At 48.9% G+C, this 16359-nt stretch carries 16 protein-coding genes; 8 read left to right on the top strand and 8 right to left on the bottom strand.

The genetic code is table 11. The annotated features are described in order from the left end of the window. The first annotated feature begins 101 nt into the window (after nt 1–101). The 4 genes from QFZ51_RS24135 (at nt 102) to QFZ51_RS24120 (ending at nt 4954) form a co-directional block, all read left to right on the top strand. Nucleotides 102–1094 carry a GlxA family transcriptional regulator gene (locus tag QFZ51_RS24135; protein ID WP_429049818.1) on the top strand — a complete coding sequence of 331 codons (993 nt, stop codon included), beginning with the start codon at nt 102–104 and terminating at the stop codon, nt 1092–1094. Nucleotides 1095–1096: 2 nt separating this feature from the next. Then, entirely contained in the window at nt 1097–1537 is a 441-nt protein-coding gene (locus QFZ51_RS24130) for an SRPBCC family protein (protein ID WP_429049816.1), read from the top strand. Nucleotides 1538–1699: 162 nt separating this feature from the next. Next, nucleotides 1700–4324, top strand: coding sequence for a glycoside hydrolase family 2 protein (locus QFZ51_RS24125; protein WP_429049813.1), 2625 nt, complete (start codon nt 1700–1702; stop codon nt 4322–4324). Nucleotides 4325–4480: 156 nt separating this feature from the next. Then, nucleotides 4481–4954, top strand: coding sequence for a GNAT family N-acetyltransferase (locus QFZ51_RS24120; RefSeq protein WP_429049811.1), 474 nt, complete (start codon nt 4481–4483; stop codon nt 4952–4954). Here QFZ51_RS24120 and QFZ51_RS24115 read toward each other — a convergent pair. After that, nucleotides 4946–6034 carry a mechanosensitive ion channel family protein gene (locus QFZ51_RS24115; RefSeq protein ID WP_429049808.1) on the bottom strand — a complete coding sequence of 363 codons (1089 nt, stop codon included), beginning with the start codon at nt 6032–6034 and terminating at the stop codon, nt 4946–4948. The genes QFZ51_RS24120 and QFZ51_RS24115 overlap by 9 nt on opposite strands. A gap of 27 nt (nt 6035–6061) precedes the next feature. Then, nucleotides 6062–7105 carry a quinone oxidoreductase family protein gene (locus tag QFZ51_RS24110; protein WP_429049805.1) on the bottom strand — a complete coding sequence of 348 codons (1044 nt, stop codon included), beginning with the start codon at nt 7103–7105 and terminating at the stop codon, nt 6062–6064. Nucleotides 7106–7168: 63 nt separating this feature from the next. On the opposite strand from QFZ51_RS24110, the gene QFZ51_RS24105 reads away from it, so the two are divergent. Continuing rightward, nucleotides 7169–7564, top strand: coding sequence for a winged helix-turn-helix transcriptional regulator (locus QFZ51_RS24105; protein ID WP_429049802.1), 396 nt, complete (start codon nt 7169–7171; stop codon nt 7562–7564). Nucleotides 7565–7567: 3 nt separating this feature from the next. Here QFZ51_RS24105 and QFZ51_RS24100 read toward each other — a convergent pair whose 3' ends face one another. The 3 genes from QFZ51_RS24100 to QFZ51_RS24090 are packed head-to-tail and all read right to left on the bottom strand — an operon-like array spanning nt 7568 to nt 8840. Continuing rightward, nucleotides 7568–7777 carry a hypothetical protein gene (locus tag QFZ51_RS24100; protein ID WP_429049799.1) on the bottom strand — a complete coding sequence of 70 codons (210 nt, stop codon included), beginning with the start codon at nt 7775–7777 and terminating at the stop codon, nt 7568–7570. Between the two features lie 8 nt (nt 7778–7785). Next, nucleotides 7786–8169, bottom strand: coding sequence for an NAD-dependent epimerase/dehydratase family protein (locus QFZ51_RS24095; RefSeq protein ID WP_429049796.1), 384 nt, complete (start codon nt 8167–8169; stop codon nt 7786–7788). 2 nt (nt 8170–8171) lie between these two features. Beyond that, the gene (locus QFZ51_RS24090; RefSeq protein ID WP_429049794.1) at nt 8172–8840 is read right to left on the bottom strand and encodes an NAD(P)H-dependent oxidoreductase; all 669 of its coding nucleotides are present in this window, start codon (nt 8838–8840) and stop codon (nt 8172–8174) included. Nucleotides 8841–8938: 98 nt separating this feature from the next. On the opposite strand from QFZ51_RS24090, the gene QFZ51_RS24085 reads away from it, so the two are divergent. Next, a complete protein-coding gene (locus QFZ51_RS24085) occupies nt 8939–9304 on the top strand; it encodes a winged helix-turn-helix transcriptional regulator (RefSeq protein ID WP_370907533.1) in 366 nt (121 codons plus the stop codon). A gap of 89 nt (nt 9305–9393) precedes the next feature. On the opposite strand, the gene QFZ51_RS24080 is transcribed toward QFZ51_RS24085, so the two are convergent. Next, the gene (locus QFZ51_RS24080; RefSeq protein WP_370907532.1) at nt 9394–9861 is read right to left on the bottom strand and encodes a hypothetical protein; all 468 of its coding nucleotides are present in this window, start codon (nt 9859–9861) and stop codon (nt 9394–9396) included. A 66-nt stretch (nt 9862–9927) separates the two neighbouring features. Then, the gene (locus QFZ51_RS24075; RefSeq protein ID WP_429049789.1) at nt 9928–10389 is read right to left on the bottom strand and encodes a GNAT family N-acetyltransferase; all 462 of its coding nucleotides are present in this window, start codon (nt 10387–10389) and stop codon (nt 9928–9930) included. Nucleotides 10390–10534: 145 nt separating this feature from the next. Between QFZ51_RS24075 and QFZ51_RS24070 the strand changes: the two genes are divergently transcribed. After that, nucleotides 10535–12148, top strand: a complete 1614-nt coding sequence (locus tag QFZ51_RS24070) for a glycoside hydrolase family 43 protein (RefSeq protein ID WP_429049786.1) — start codon at nt 10535–10537, stop codon at nt 12146–12148. Nucleotides 12149–12154: 6 nt separating this feature from the next. Here the strand turns inward: QFZ51_RS24070 and QFZ51_RS24065 are convergent, their stop codons facing one another. After that, the gene (locus QFZ51_RS24065) at nt 12155–13174 is read right to left on the bottom strand and encodes a LacI family DNA-binding transcriptional regulator (RefSeq protein WP_429049783.1); all 1020 of its coding nucleotides are present in this window, start codon (nt 13172–13174) and stop codon (nt 12155–12157) included. A gap of 223 nt (nt 13175–13397) precedes the next feature. Between QFZ51_RS24065 and QFZ51_RS24060 the strand changes: the two genes are divergently transcribed. After that, the gene (locus QFZ51_RS24060; protein ID WP_429049780.1) at nt 13398–16355 is read left to right on the top strand and encodes a SusC/RagA family TonB-linked outer membrane protein; all 2958 of its coding nucleotides are present in this window, start codon (nt 13398–13400) and stop codon (nt 16353–16355) included. Nucleotides 16356–16359: the final 4 nt, after the last annotated feature.

Here is a 16359-nt window from a genome sequence, read left to right as displayed (position 1 = left end):
AAAACTATAATGCAAAAATCGTAAGGGTTACGGGAAGTAACAGGGGTGTAAAGCGACAATTCTCAGGGTAATTGCGGCATAAACTATTATAATTGCAGCGTATGATACATATTTCTGTCCTGGTTCCCCTCGGGCACACCAGTTTAGTTAACATCGAAGGCAGCTACCAGATTTTAACGGATATTAATAACTTCCTTGCGGAAAAAGGCCGGGAGCCAATGTTCCAGGTACAGCTGGTTGGAATAACAGCCGAAGTAAGCCAGCGTAACCGTTTATTTACCATCTCTCCGGAGGTGCTGATAAACGATGTAAAGAAAACAGACCTGATCATCATTCCTTCCCTGCACGGGGATCAGTCGCGCGCAGCAGCCATGAACCAGGATTTTATTCCCTGGATCAGGCAGCAATACGAGCAGGGCGCATCCGTAGCCAGTTTATGCCTGGGCGCTTTTTTCCTTGCTGCTACCGGTCTCCTCAAAGGCAAGCAATGTGCTACCCACTGGAAAATGGCCCGGGAGTTCAGAACCATGTACCCGGATGTAAACCTGATGGACAACCGGATCATCACGGAAGAAGAACGTATTTATACCAGCGGTGGCGCCTATTCTTATCTCAACCTCATCCTTTACCTGGTAGAAAAGTACGCCGGCAGGGATATTGCGATCCTTACCGCCAAGGCATATGCTATTGATATAGACCGCCAGAGCCAGTCGCCTTTCATCATTTTCGAAGGACAGAAAGCACATAACGACGAACCTATCCGTAAAGCCCAGGAATTTATTGAATCCAGTTACCAGGACAAGATCACGGTAGAACAGCTGTCTGATATGTCGGCTATAGGAAGAAGGACTTTTGAAAGAAGATTTAAAAAATCGACCGGTAACACGGTGATAGAATATATTCAGCGGATAAAGATCGAAGCAGCCAAGCGCGATTTTGAAACCAGTACAAAAAACGTCAACGAAGTCATCTACGACGTAGGATATATCGATACAAAAACATTCAGGACCATGTTTAAAAAGGTAACAGGACTTACCCCGCTGGAGTACCGGAACAAATACAATAAACAAATTATGAACCCTGTAAATGAATAGTTATGGAAAAAACAACGTTTAAAGCTACCATCAATGCGCCACGCGAAAAAGTATGGGAAGTACTTTGGGGCGATAATTCCTATCCGCAGTGGACAGCTCCTTTTGCTGAAGGCTCTAAAGCAGATACCAACTGGGAGAAAGGAAGCAAGATAATATTCCACGATGGCAGTAACCGCGGTATGGTGGCCAGGATTGCGGACAAGGTGCCCAATGAATTTATGTCGTTTCAACACCTCGGTGAAATTGACAACGGCGTGGAAGACCTCACCAGCGACAAAGTAAAAGCCTGGGCCGGCGCTTATGAAAATTATACGCTGACTAACGTCAACGGCAAAACGGAGTTACTGGTAGAAATGGATCTGGCTGACGAGTTTAAAGACTATTTCAATAAAGCCTGGCCATTAGCGCTGGATAAAGTAAAAGAATTATCAGAACAGCAGTAAGCTGTTATCAACTAATGTTCCCCTTCGCCTGCCGGCACGGCAGGCGAAGGGGTTTCCTGTTTCCTGACCAAAAAAGTGGACATGCTTTGATCCGGAATACGGTTGTGCTATCTTTGCGGTTATTGTATCAGGTAACTATGGGCCGTAAAAATGAAAAGCACTATGTTTCGGAAATCAACGATCTCCTGCCTGCTGATGTTGTCTTTTTTAAGATTATCAGCGCAGGAAAAATATGAACTCAACAGCGGATGGCAATGCAGCAATATTGCTGGTGTAAAAGTTACCGGTCAGCAGCTCTCAGATCCAGGCTATACACTCTCCGGCTGGACGCAGGCCACCGTACCAGGCACGGTGCTTACCACGATGCTGGATAATAAACAGGTGCCCGATCCGATGTACGGCATGAACAATGAAAAGATTCCGGACATCTATCACGCTGGTCGCGATCATTATACCTACTGGTTTGTAAAGGACTTTACAGAACAGCCAGCCACCGGCGACGCCCAGGTATGGCTGCACTTCCGGGCAGTAAACGATGGCTGCGATATTTATCTGAACGGGCATCGCGTAAATAAAACCACTCACTATGGCGCCTATCTCCGCCAAACATATAACATTACTCCTTTCCTGACGAAGAACGGTAAAAACCGTCTCGCTGTAATCGTGTATCCGCCCCAGTTTCCGGGTAACCCCAACGGTGGGCAGGGAGGCGATGGTACCATCGCAAAAAATAATGGTCCGCAGTATACCGCGGGGTGGGACTGGATCCAACCCATGCGCGACCGCAACACCGGCATATGGGATAAAGTGACCATTGAAAAAACCGGCGCCGTAAGGATTAAAGACCCGCACATCATTACCCGCGTACCCGGCGTCCGCCAGCCACAGGGCCCACAGGCGCCGGCTACCCTGCAAGTAGGAGCCACGCTGGAAAATGCCACTGCCAGGGTTGTTACCGGTACTTTGCAATACACCCTCGCAGGGAACCGCATCACAAAGAAAGTAGCCTTGCAGCCATATACCGCCACCATCGTGCAACTACCGGACCTGTTGCTGAAACAACCGCTGTTATGGTGGCCCGCCGGCTATGGCCCGCAATCACTCTACCAGCTGCAGCTGCAGTTTATAAACAACGGTAAAACGGATGACCAGGAAGCCGTGGAATTCGGTGTACGTGAAATTCAAACGTACTGGAATGCACACACCGGCAGCAGGGAAGTGGCGGTCAACGGTCAGAAGATATTTATTAAAGGCGGCAACTGGATTACCTCCGATGCCATGTTCCGCTTCACTAAAGAAAGATATGACGCGGAAGTACGCTTCCACCGCGATATGAACCTGAACCTCATCAGGATTTGGGGCGGCAGTCTTACGGAAAGACCGGAGTTCTACGAAGCCTGTGATAAGTACGGGCTGCTGGTGTTCCAGGATTTCTGGATCTCAGGCGACTGTAACGGCAGATGGCAGGACCCCATGAAAAAGGACGACCAGTGGACCCGCCGCAAATACCCCGACAATCATTCCCTGTTCCTCGAAAGTGTAGCCGACCAGGTGAAAATGTTACGCAACCATGCCTCGCTGGCTTTCTGGTGCGGGGGAAATGAAATTACGCCTCCGGCAGATTTGTTCGCCGCCATGAAGGATTCTATTATTCCGTCACTGGACGGCACCCGCTATTTCTTCGACTACTCCAATTCAGACAGCATGTCGCACAACACGCTCGGTGGTAACGGCGACGGTCCTTACGGCATTCAGCCACTGTCCACCTTCTGGAGCACGCGCACCTTTCCGTTTAACTCTGAAGTAGGTTCGGTAGGCACCGGCGATTATGAGTCACTGGAAAGATTTTTACCCACGGAAAACCTGGTGCCGCCTGATCCGCAAACCGGTAAAACCGACGCCGTATGGGATTACCATAAGTATATCGCTTATAACAAAGCCGTGGATCCCTATGGAAAAACAAATGACCTGAGAGAGTGGGCCAACAAAGCACAGCTGGTAAACTACGACCAGTACCGCGGTTTAATGGAAGGTTTCAGTTCACATATGTGGGATTGGTATACCGGTGTTATCATCTGGAAAACACAAAACCCCTGGACGGCCCTGCGCGGACAAATGTATGATTACTATCTTGACCCCAATGCCTGCCTGTATGGTACCCGCAAAGGAGCCACCCCGCTGCATGTGATGTATAACCCGGAAGAGGGAATGGTAATGGCCGTAAATAACACCTTTCAATACGCCCGCGACCTGATGCTGGAATTAAAAACATACGATATGCAGGGCAACGATAGCCTGCTCACACAGGTATTTGTAGAGGTAGGGCCCACCACGGTGCAGCCATTCATGAATATGAAATCGCTCCTGGATAAATTAAAAGCGCCGCAGGGATTGTTCTTCTCTTTGCGTTTGCTGAACGCCGCGCAGCAGGTGGTAGATGAAAACCTGTACTGGTTGCCGGATGCCAAAGGAAATTATTCCGGGTTAGCGCAAATGCCGGCAGCAGGCGTGAAGGTAACGGCCGTAAAAGCGGGAGGCGACAGTATTAATGTAACTATCAGCAATCCGGCAGGAGGCCCGGTAGCATTTTTCAACCGCCTATCACTGGTAAATGCACAGAACAAGAAAAGGATCTTACCGGTATTTTACAGCGATAATTATATTTCTGTATTACCAGGCGATCAAAAAACGATCAGCATCAGCGGCGGCGCAACCGCCACCAGTAAGGATGCGCTGGTAGAAATTTATGGTCATAACGTAAAACGCCAGTATATCGCTATTCAATAATCAAACATATTGCAGGCATCTGTGTAAACAGATGCCTGTTTTTTTTGTATATTCATTTTGTTAATCTGTTCCCTGAACCTATTTGTAGCTGTTGCCCGGGACCGGTTTGTAAGAAAACACCTATTATTCCAATTTATAGCAACAAAATAATTATCGATGACCTCCCTGCAGGAAGAAACAACTATCCGGAAATTAGCCACAAACGAGAAGATGCCCTATGACCTGTTATTGCTGGCCGATCCATCTGTAACGATGATCAACAGTTACCTCCCTTTCAGCGACGTATATGTGCTGGAAACAAAGAAACAGGTGATTGGCGCCTATGTATTGTTGAAAGATAACGACGAACTGGAAATTAAGAACATTGCCGTAAACCCCGCCTACCAGGGAAAGGGGCTGGGAAAAATCCTGCTGCAGGATGCCGCACAACGCGCCAGGGCAGGGGGTTCTAAAAAGCTTTGTATTGGCACAGGCAACTCCAGCATTGCTCAATTGTACTTATACCAGCGCCAGGGATTTGAAATAACAGCCATTAAGAAATACTATTTCACCACGCATTACCCGGAACCGATCTATGAAAATGGTATTCAATGCAAGCACATGATCGTGTTGGAAAAATCGCTATACTGACAAAGGCCGGTCGTCCTTATTTTCAATATAGGCCCTGGTTTTAGGGAGGCTGTCAGGGTGACGTTCCCTGATATACTTAACGAGATTTTCGCGGATATAACACCGCAGGTCAAAGGCTTCGCCTGAACTGGCAGCACTCATCAGCGCCCTTACTTCAATGGTGCGTTCACTGGTATTGGTTACCTGCAGCGCCTTTGCGCGTTTGTCCCACAGCGGGGATGTATCCAGCAGTCTTTCAAACTCGGCCCTCACCTGGTCCACCGGCACGGTATAGTCGAGGTAAAAGAACGCGGTGCCCAATATTTCTGAACCGGTGCGGGTCCAGTTCTGGAAAGGCTTCTCTATAAAATAATTAATCGGTAAAATCAGTTTACGCTGATCCCAGATATTCAGTACCACGTAGGTGAGGGTAATTTCTTCCACACGTCCCCATTCGCCTTCCACCACCAGCACATCATCTATCCGGATAGGCTGTGTAAATGCCAGCTGAAAGCCGGCCAGCAGGTTGCCCAGTGATTTCTGTGCGGCAAAACCAATGATGATACCGCCCACACCCACACCGGTAAGGAGTCCTGCGCCGAGTTTACGCATGCTGTCGAAGCTTAGTAAAATAATACAGGCCGTCAATATCAGTATCAGCGCAATAGACACCTTACGGATAAACTGCAACTGGGTGCGTATTTTACGTTCTTTCAGGTTGTTCACTTTCTTCAGGTCGTAGGTATGGTACACATAATCCTCCAGCACTTTGATGGCGCCGATCACCAGGGCTGCAAAAGAAAGCGTCAGCGCTATTTCTGCTATTTTACTCAGCGTTGGTACATATTGCTGGTGTACCCGCATCAACGGGATTGCCATGTTGAGCAGCAGCAACGGCAGGAAATAGTTAAATGCTTTTCCAAGGCGGAAAAGGATAGTATGTATTAAAGAGAAGTCCTGCTGTGTCCGTACAGATTGACGTAAAAAAATCGATAACAGATATTTGATCAGCCATCCTGTGATGACTGCAATCCCCGCCAGTATAAGGTTCCATAGGAAATTAGGCAGGTGGTCCGCATTTTCAATAAGTTGATTCCACATGCGCGCCTTGCCTCAAACATGATGCCGTTATATCCCTTCCGTCATTAAGTTATCATTAGAAAATACAGTCATCACCAGCTTGCGGCCCTTGCTCTGGTTGAGTTCCAGCAGTTGGTGCGACTGCTGTACGGTATCCACACTAAATCCGCCAGTGATCCATATGGGGGAAGGTAACAGGGCGCCGGTTTCCAATAACGTGGTTATCTGCCGGAGGCCATCTCCATAATATTTAAAATTCCCGGTAAGCGAATATGCATAGTTGGAAATATTCATGATTACTGCGCCTTTGTTGAACAAGGTTTCCCTGGCTGCTGCCGTGGTAAGCGCTGTTACATCCTGGTAAATGCCGTTGGTAGCAAGCAGTGCTGCCCCTGTTTCAGACATCTGCCCGCCTACGAGATCAATACATGCGTCAAACAGTTTTCCTTCCTGCTGATGCAGTATTGCCTGCAATAACCCGCTTTGCCGGTAATTGATAATTTGGGAGATGGGTAGCCCGGCGTTGATCAGCTGTTGCATACTTTCTTCGCTGCCCGCGGTGGCCAGCAGTCGCCTAAAACCTGCGTGCAGCAGCAGTTTTACCAATACCAGTCCTACGCCCCCGGCTGCGCCGGTGATCAAAACAGATGCCTGCGGAGGAAGTCCGAGCCTGTTTATGCATTGCAATGCCGTAAGGGAGCCCGTTGGAATAGCAGCGGCGGTAGCAAAGGGAATATCCGCCGGTTTATGCGCCAGTATGTGCTGCGGCACGCTGATATATTCCGCGTAAGTGCCATTGGAGCCCATACTGCCGGATGCCGCTATCACGGCGTCGCCAGGGCTGAATTGGGTAACATCTTTGCCTGTTTTTACTACCACACCTGAAAATTCGCGGCCCAGCACCGGGGAGTGCATGCGTTTGCGTTCTGTAGCGCCTTGCCTGATCTGGTAATCAATCGGGTTAAAGGCTGTAGCTGCAATTTGCACCAGCACTGCATCATCGCCAGGCTGAGGTACCGGAATGGTAGTCATGGAGAAATTCTCCACACCGCCGAAATCGTTTAATATGATTGCCTGCATTTGATGTTTCATCCCCCAAAATTATTACTATGTTGGGTTACCTTTGCTATAGGTATACCGGAGGTAACCGGTTACATGAGGAGAACCTATATGGCAACGATCAACATCAAAGGGCAGATACGGGAAGCCACCTGTGAGGAAGAACTCACGGCCATGCGCGACAGCATTGAACTGTTCAGCGGCAAATGGAAACTGCAGTTACTGCGGTACCTGGCCAACCGCACAGCGCAAAGCAATCACTTTAAAAAAATGCTGCGGGAAATCAATGGCATCTCTGCGCGAATGTTATCGAAGGAGCTAAAGCTACTGGAGATCAATTTCCTGGTGACCCGTACGGTGCTGGCCACCAAACCGGTAACCGTGGCGTATGCCATTACATCATACGGGCAAACTATTCTCCCCGTAGCAGAAAACCTGGTAGCGTGGGGGCTTTGTCACCGTGAAAAAGTAAAATCGGCGATATCCGCATAGCGCTTATTCATGTACCCGGATAATTTGCCCGGTTACTACTCCTTCCACACTTTTGAGGTAAGCGTTAACCAGCTTCTGCATGGGCACCGGGTTAAAGCCGGGAAACAAATGTGCAATTGCATCCGCGGAGTCGGCTGCCAATCCGGGGCTCACGGCATTGACCCGCAAATTTCTTTTCAGCTCGGTGGCCGCCGCTATCGTAAAACTATTCACGGCGCCACTCACCAGCGAGCTGCAGCGGCATCCCGGGCGGGTTCGTCAGCGAGTATGCCGGAGGTGAGCGTGAAAGAGCCGCCTTCATTCAGGTAATGCTGGCCAATCAGTACTACATTTACTTGTCCGAGTAATTTGGATTGGATGCCCGGTAGCAAACTTTTTTCGGAAAGGGTTTGAAAGCTCTCCATGCCGGAGGAGCCGGCCGTAACAATCACCGCATCTATACCGGGTGTGGATCTGTACATGTTTTCAATGGAAGCTGCATCGGTAAGATCTACCTGGATATCGCCGCTGCTGCGGCCTGCGCTGATCACCTCATGTTTGGCTGACAACGCCTCTTTTACTTTACTGCCGATGGCGCCGGTAGTGCCTATGATAAGTATCCTCATTATTAATAATTGGTTACTTCAATAGTGGTTTCTTGTGCAATCTGTTTTAACCTGGCGGTCCACTCTTCCAGTGCCAGTGCGCGTTCTTCCGGTGATATTCTGGCGGGGCCATGTATAACAAATGGCTCCAGCACGGAAAAGCCCGTGAATTGGAAGATGCCCCGGTGAATGGGTTTCAGCATGTTTTCCAGGTCGCCGTGAAGGCCGCCGCTAATATACGCATCTTCCGGTCCGCCGATGGTGAGCGAAAGCATTGCTTTTTTCCCGGTGTAAATGCCGGTTTCATAAATGTGGCTGTTCCCGTAGGAGGTGCCCATTGCAAATACGCGGTCTACCCAACCTTTGAGGATGGCAGGTATGCTGAACCACCACAAAGGAAACTGCCAGATCATTAGATCGCACCAGGCTATTTTTTCCTGTTCGGCTGCAATATCTGCTGCAAAGCCATGTACGCGCGAGGCGTGCTGTTCTTCCAGTTGTTGTTTAAAAAAAGCATCGTTGTATACCGTGGTGAAATTTTTACGATCGGAAATTGGGTTAAACCGCATAGCATAGAGGTCAGAGGTTTGCACTTCATGGCCTGCGTCCAGCAGTGTGGTCACTGCAGTGTTGAACATAGCGCCGTTCATACTTTTGGGTTCCGGGTGCGCATAAACTATTAATATCTTCATAAAAGTTGTTTTTTAAATAACTGCGGACAAAATTATTCCACGAACGTTACATTTGTATTTTTGAAGCCTATTGTATGCAACACACAAAAATGTAAGTAATGGCAAAGCGCAAGGAAACGTCTACCAATCATTTGAACCGCGAACAGATTTCAGGTGTGTGCGGGGTGGCCTATGCCATTGATATCCTGGCGGGGAGGTGGAAGTTATATATCCTGTACAAGCTGGTGAACAGAACGCTGCGCTTCGGTGAGTTGAAAGAACACATTCCCAATATCACCGATCGCATGCTAACCCTGCACCTGCAGGAGCTGGAAGCGGACGGGCTTGTTACCAGGACCGTATATGCGGAAGTACCGCCGAGAGTGGAATACCAGCTTACTGAAATCGCTGCGCGGCTTATTCCTGTATGGGATCAGTTGAACGAATGGGGATTTCAGCACCGCGATAGCCGGTTACACCAATAGCGTAGTAGCGTTACCGTTATCTGCTGATTGATATCATAAAAAAACGGCGTACCCGTGAGGATACGCCGTTTCTTCATTATTATTACCTGTTACTGTTGTGCGGTTTGTTTCTTCTTGTGATCTACAATTGCACCTGTACCAGCACCTACACCAGCCCCGATCAGGGTACCGATGGCAGCGCCTTTCACGCGGTCTTTATTCACGATAGCACCGGTTACTGCACCTGCGCCGGCGCCTACTACAGCACCCTTAGCGGTGTGGCTCCACGATTTCCAGCCCTTTTTCTTTGCGGGGGCCGGCGCGGGCGCTTCTGTATTGGCTACCACCGGAGCGGTTTCATTGTTATATTGGGTACCGGCTACATTTTCGCGGCCGTGTGAACGGTTGCTTTTCAACGCATTCATGGAATCCACTACCTGCTGTTTGATGGCACTCACATTATTCATCGAATCGATGGTGGCTTTCTTTGCACTTTCAATAGCGGCGGCATTATCAGCGTTACTTTTGCAGGAAAAGAAAACGACTGCTGCAGCTAAGGCTACGAGTATCTGTTTCATGGTTTTAAGTTCTTTAACCCGCCACCTGTCGAAAATTGTGCCATTTTTTTACGAAATCCCGGAAACTCATATGGGGAGCCGCATTTCCAGCATGTGCTTGCTGAAGCCGGTTTTCTCATAAGCTTTAATTGCGGGCGTATTTTCATGGTATACCTCCAGGCGCATTTCCACTATGCCTCGCGATTGTGCCCATGCTTTCAGCCCCCCGATGATCAGCTTATTCACCCCTTTACCCCGCCAGGATGGCGCCACGTACATAAATCCCAGGTAAGCATATTGCGCAAACCTGACATAGGGTTTTGCATCCTCTATACGGGCATAGCCGGAGCCAATCAGCTGGCCGGCTGCTTCCGCCACCAGCAGCTCAATATGCGAAGCGGTGATCATGGCCGCTATATCGTAATAATGTATAATGCCCTCTTTTAAGGTGGGATCAAAAGGGCGTTCTGCACTAATAATACCTTGCTCAAACACCAGCAAAACAGGCAAATCTGCGGTAGTGGCTTTACGGATAATAATTTCTTGCATGGTTCTCTGGCTAACTGATTCTTACAAATATCAGTTATTTTCAGTTTAACGGGAACGATTGCGTAAATAACGTCCTGCTTTTGCAGGTCATTTACTAATTTGACCGGCACATTTTCAGCACGTTATGAAACCATTAAAGTTCTTTATGCAGATAATCACCGGTGTGTTATGCCTGCTAACTGCTACCACCGCTATCGCACAATCGACCGCGGATATTTCTAAAGTATGGGTATCTGATAAAGGAGACGGCACTTATAAAAACCCGGTGCTGTATGCGGATTACTCTGACCCTGATGCCATCCGCGTGGGAGAAGACTATTACCTCGTTGCCTCCAGCTTTGATGCGATTCCCGGTCTGCCTGTCCTGCATTCCCGCGACCTGGTGAACTGGCGCATTATCGGGCATGCATTGCTGCGCCAGCCTCCTTACGATCATTTTTCCGCGCCACAACACGGCAATGGTGTTTGGGCGCCAGCCATACGCTATCACAACAACGAATTCTACATTTACTACCCGGACCCCGACTTCGGGATCTACGTGGTGAAATCAAAACAGATCACCGGCCCGTGGAGTACGCCTCAACTGGTGGTAGGTGGCAAAGGATTGATTGACCCATGCCCGCTTTGGGACGATAACGGTGACGTATATATGGTGCACGCATACGCCGGCAGCCGCGCCGGTATTAAAAGTATTATCGTGGTGAAAAAGCTGGATGCCACCGGTACAAAAGCCACGGATGAAGGCGTGCTGGTATTTGACGGGCACGATGAACACCCCACGCTCGAAGGACCGAAGTTTTATAAACGCCACGGCTACTATTATATTTTCGCGCCCGCAGGTGGAGTCGCCACCGGCTGGCAGCTGGTAATGCGCTCAAAAAATGTGTACGGCCCTTACGAAAGTAAAATCGTAATGGACCAGGGGCGTACGCCTGTCAACGGGCCGCACCAGGGCGCATGGGTGCAAACACCCAAAGGAGAGGACTGGTTCCTGCACTTCCAGGACCTGGAAGCTTACGGCAGGGTAGTACACCTGCAGCCAATGAAATGGGTGAACAACTGGCCGGTGATAGGAACAGATAACGACAACGATGGGAAAGGAGAACCGGTGCTGACCTTCCGCAAACCGGTTACCGGTGCGGGTTACCCGGTTGCCACGCCGCAGGAATCAGATGAGTTTAATGCCAGCACTTTAGGGTTGCAATGGCAATGGCAGGCCAACCCGGCCGCCGGCTGGGCGTTTCCGTCTGTGGCAAAAGGCAGCCTGCGCCTGTTTGCCGCACAGATACCCGATAGCGCCCGTAATTTATGGGAAGTACCCCATGTACTCCTGCAGAAATTCCCGGCGCCGGTATTCCGGGCTACCACAAAGCTTAGCTTTAAACCACGGCAAAATGGGGATCGTGTCAGCTTCCTGGTGATGGGAGCAAACTATGCGGGGTTGTCGCTGGTGAAAAAAGCGAATGGTATTTATCTGTCGTACTTCACCTGTACACAGGCTGACAAGGGCTCCCGTGAAACAGCCACCGCTATAACGGAGATAACGTCGACGGATATATTTTTCAGGATAGAAGTGGGGGCAGGAAGTATATGCCAATTCAGTTACAGCACAGATGGGAAAACTTTCCGTACCACGGGTGAACCATTTACCGCCACTACCGGCAGATGGATAGGCGCCAAGATGGGATTGTGCTGCAGCCGGGACGTAAAAACAAACGATGCCGGCTGGGCAGATATAGATTGGTGGCGGGTGGAATAAACCCCGTTACTTTGATGGTATCAGCAACTCGGAGTGCAGCACCCTGGTTTCAAATTCTTTAACGGGTCGCTTGCTTTCTATCAGTTGCAGCAATAATTCGGTCGCTACCTGCCCCATTTCAAAAGCAGGTTGCCGTACAACCGTAATAGGCGCATGCAGCAGTTCTATCAGGTCTGAATTGGAGAATCCTGTCAGTGCCATTTCTTTGGGAATAGCCACCTTCGCTTTTTTCAGGGCACGCATGCAACCCGTAGTGAGCTTATCAGACGTGGCAAAAATAGCATCGGGTTTATGTTTTAATTTAATCAGCTGGTTAACTGCATCCGTTACTTCAGGAAGCAGCATGCCACCGTGAAAACAATATTTGATCAGCGCTGGTTGAGGCTGAATGCCATGCTTCTCCAGTGCTGCCATATATCCTGCCACGCGCTCCCGCGTAATGGAGAGATGCGCTGAGTTGGTAATACAGGCAATATGCCGGTATCCCTGTTGAAGCAGGTGCATCGTAGCGTTGTAGGCGCCCTGGAAATTATCCACCATCACCTTGTGCGTGGCGATGTCTTCTATGATCCTGTCGAAGAATACAATCGGGAATCCAAACTGGTGCAACGCCTTGAGATGGGTGAGGTCTTTCGTGGCACTGGACACCGAAATCAGCAACCCGTCGATCGAGCGGGACGCCAGGTACTGCAGCGTTCTCACTTCTTTCTCAAATGATTCATGACTCTGCGAAATAATTACCGTATAGCCCTTCTCGTTAGCTACGGATTCGATGCCATTAATTGTTTGTGAAAAAAAACTGTTGGCAATTTCTGATACAATCACGCCGATTGACCTGCTTTTCTTTTCTTTCAAACTCAGTGCAATCGGGTTGGGATGATAGTTCAGCCTTGCTGCATGTTCCAACACCAGCTGCTTGGTGGCGGCACTGATTTCATGGCTGTCACGCAACGCGCGCGACACAGTGGAAGTGGACAGGCGAAGCGCCTGCGCAATATCTTTTATGGTTGCTGCTCTATACTTCATAACGGCTTCCGGACTATGTTTTCCGGTATTCTTGTGATGGTGAAAGTACTGATTTTTCCGGGAACGATTGCGTAAATAAACTTCATCATTAACAAATTGTTCTGTAGACTTGTAACAGTACAATACGGAAGAAAGAGCTCCTGTTTCGACCAATTAATCACCACGTTAATCAACGCTTACTATAGCACAACTTTTATTTGCCATTTAACTCACGCCAAACGTTATGAAAAGAATTTACTTCATTTGCTTACTGCTGTTGGGTTTCAGCAGTTGGGCGATTGCACAGACCCGTACCGTGAAAGGGAAGGTGACAGACGCCACTACCGGCGATCCTCTGCCGCTGGTAAGTGTTCAGGTAAAGGGCACTACCTCTGGTACCCAAACAGATACACATGGGAATTTTAGTCTCCAGGTACCGGAAGGGAAAAAAACAGAGCTGTTATTCAGCTATATAGGCTATACAGCGATGACACTCACCGCAGATAATGTCAACATGACAATCAAAATGGAACCCAACAACAAGAAGCTGGATGAAATTGTGGTAGTAGGTTACGGCATGGTAAAAAAGCGGGATCTCACCGGATCGGTGGTTTCCGTAAAAGGAGAAGAACTGAAAAAAGTACCCTCTACCAACGTGATGGAATCTGTACAGGGAAAACTGCCCGGTGTGGATATCACCCGCAGCAGCGGCGCAGCAGGTGCAAAAGTGAATGTAACGGTGAGAGGTAACCGCTCCATCAAAGCCAGCAACGGTCCCTTATACATTGTAGACGGTGTACAGTATGAAAATATACAGGACATCAACCCGAATGATATCCAGTCGATGGAAGTACTGAAAGATGCGTCTTCCACTGCTATCTACGGTTCCCGCGGCGCCAACGGCGTAATTATGGTTACCACCAAACGCGGTACCAGCGGTAAACCCCGTGTAAATATCAGTTCTTATGTTGGATCGTCTGAAGTAAATGGCTATCCACGTATGAGCAACGGACCCGAATATACAGCCCTGAAAAGGGAAGCTAACCGTACCACCGGCAGATGGGCCACCGAGGCCGATGATCCAAAAATATTTAACGCTTTTGAACTGAATGAAATACAACATAACCTGTGGGCCAACTATGCAGACCTGCTGTTACATAACGGCTTACAGCAGGACTACCAGGCAGGCATCTCCGGGGGATCAGAAAAAACAAAAGTGTATTTCTCCTTTGATTATTTTAATGAAAAGGGATTATTGAAACTGGATGACCTCAAACGTTATTCCACCCGTCTCAACATTGATCAAACGATCAATGATGCCATTAAAATAGGCGCGCAAAGCCAGATTACGTATTACGAACAAAGCGCCCGCCGCGACCCGCTCAACCAGGCGAATAAGTATATTCCACTGGCCATACCGTACGATTCTGCCGGCAACCTGGTGTTATTCCCCAACAGCGGCTCAGCCATTAATCCGCTGGCGGATGAGCAGCCGAATGCTTACCAGAATAACACCCGCACTACCCGTACATTTATCAACGCTTACCTGGAACTGACACCCTTCAGTGGTTTCATGTTCCGCTCCAACTTTGGCGTAACACTGGAAAATGCAAAACAGGGCGTGTTTGCTTCCAAAAGCTCTATCGACCGGTCTACCGCTTCCACTTCGCGGTCGCAGTCGAACGGCAGCACCCGGAGGTACCTCAGCTGGGAAAACGTGGCGACCTATAATAAAACAATCGGCGATCACTCCTTTGGCATCACGGGCGTAGCCAGCGTATTGTCGGACCAGCGCGATTCCTCGCTTATGCAGGGCGAAGGACAGTTGCTTCCGTCGCAGTTGTACTATGCCATGCAAAATAACGTAAGCGGCATCGCTGCACGCAGTATGTACCAATCCAGCAAACTCATTTCCTTTACCGGCCGCCTGAATTATGCGTACAAAGGAAAATACCTGTTGTCGCTCACCGGCCGTTCGGATGGATCATCGAAGCTTTCGCCGGGCAACAAATGGGCTTTCTTTCCCTCAGCAGCAGCTGCATGGCGCATCAGCGATGAAACGTTCATGAAGTCGCAAACCTTTTTCAGTGATCTGAAACTGCGGGTGAGCTATGGTATTGCCGGTAACGATGCGGTAGATCCTTATTCCACCATGAGCTATCTTAGTAAAATACCCTTTTCATGGGATGATACAAATGCAGCCATGGCTTACACCATTGGCGACCAGGCTGGTAACAAGGGACTTAAATGGGAACTGTCTGCAACCAAAAATATAGCACTCGATTTCGGTATCATCAACAACAGGATCACCGGTAGCATTGATTATTATGACACGCAAACAAAAGACCTGCTGCTGCAACGCACCCTGCCTACTTCTTCCGGTGTGAGCACCGTGGTGCAAAATATTGGTAAAACCCGCAACAGGGGTATTGAAGTGGGAATCAACACTACCAACATTTCAACAAGCGATTTCCGGTGGACCTCCAACATTGTATACTCCCGCAATAAAGAAGAAATTGTAGCGCTGGCAGATGGCAGCACCAACGATGTAGCCAATGGCTGGTTTATCGGCTCGCCGGTAAAAGTATATTACGACTATGAGAAAATCGGTATCTGGCAAACATCAGAAGCTGCGGAAGCTACGAAATTTGGTTACAAACCAGGCGATATCAAAGTGAAGGACCAGGATGGAAAAGGAACGATCAATACATCCGACCGCGTGATACTTGGTGCGCAGGTGCCTAAATGGAGCGGTGGTTTCAATAACGATCTCCGTTACAAGAACTTTGATCTCAATATTTATGTTTTCGCCCGCATTGGCCAGTGGATCAACTCCGAATACGCAGCAAAATATGATCCGCAGGGATTGGAAAACAGTGCGCCTGTAAATTACTGGACACCGGAAAATCCATCCAACGATTACCCCCGGCCCAATGCCAGTCTTTCCAAAGACGGTACGCCTTTTATCAAAACACTGGGATATAAAGATGGTTCGTTCGTGAAAATCCGTAACCTTTCACTCGGTTATACTTTCTCCGCCGATGCTTTAAAAGCGCTGCGCCTGAGCAGTCTTCGTTTATACGTTACCGGTAAAAACCTCTTCACCTTCAGCAAGGTAAAAGACTATGACCCGGAAAGGGGAGGAGATCTGAGCAACCCGCTTACTAAGATGTATGTGGCAGGAATAAATGTTGAGTTCTAAATTT

The sequence above is a fragment of the Chitinophaga sp. W3I9 genome (assembly GCF_050434025.1).
GTDB lineage: Bacteria > Bacteroidota > Bacteroidia > Chitinophagales > Chitinophagaceae > Chitinophaga.
This window is presented reverse-complemented; position numbering and strand designations above follow the sequence as displayed.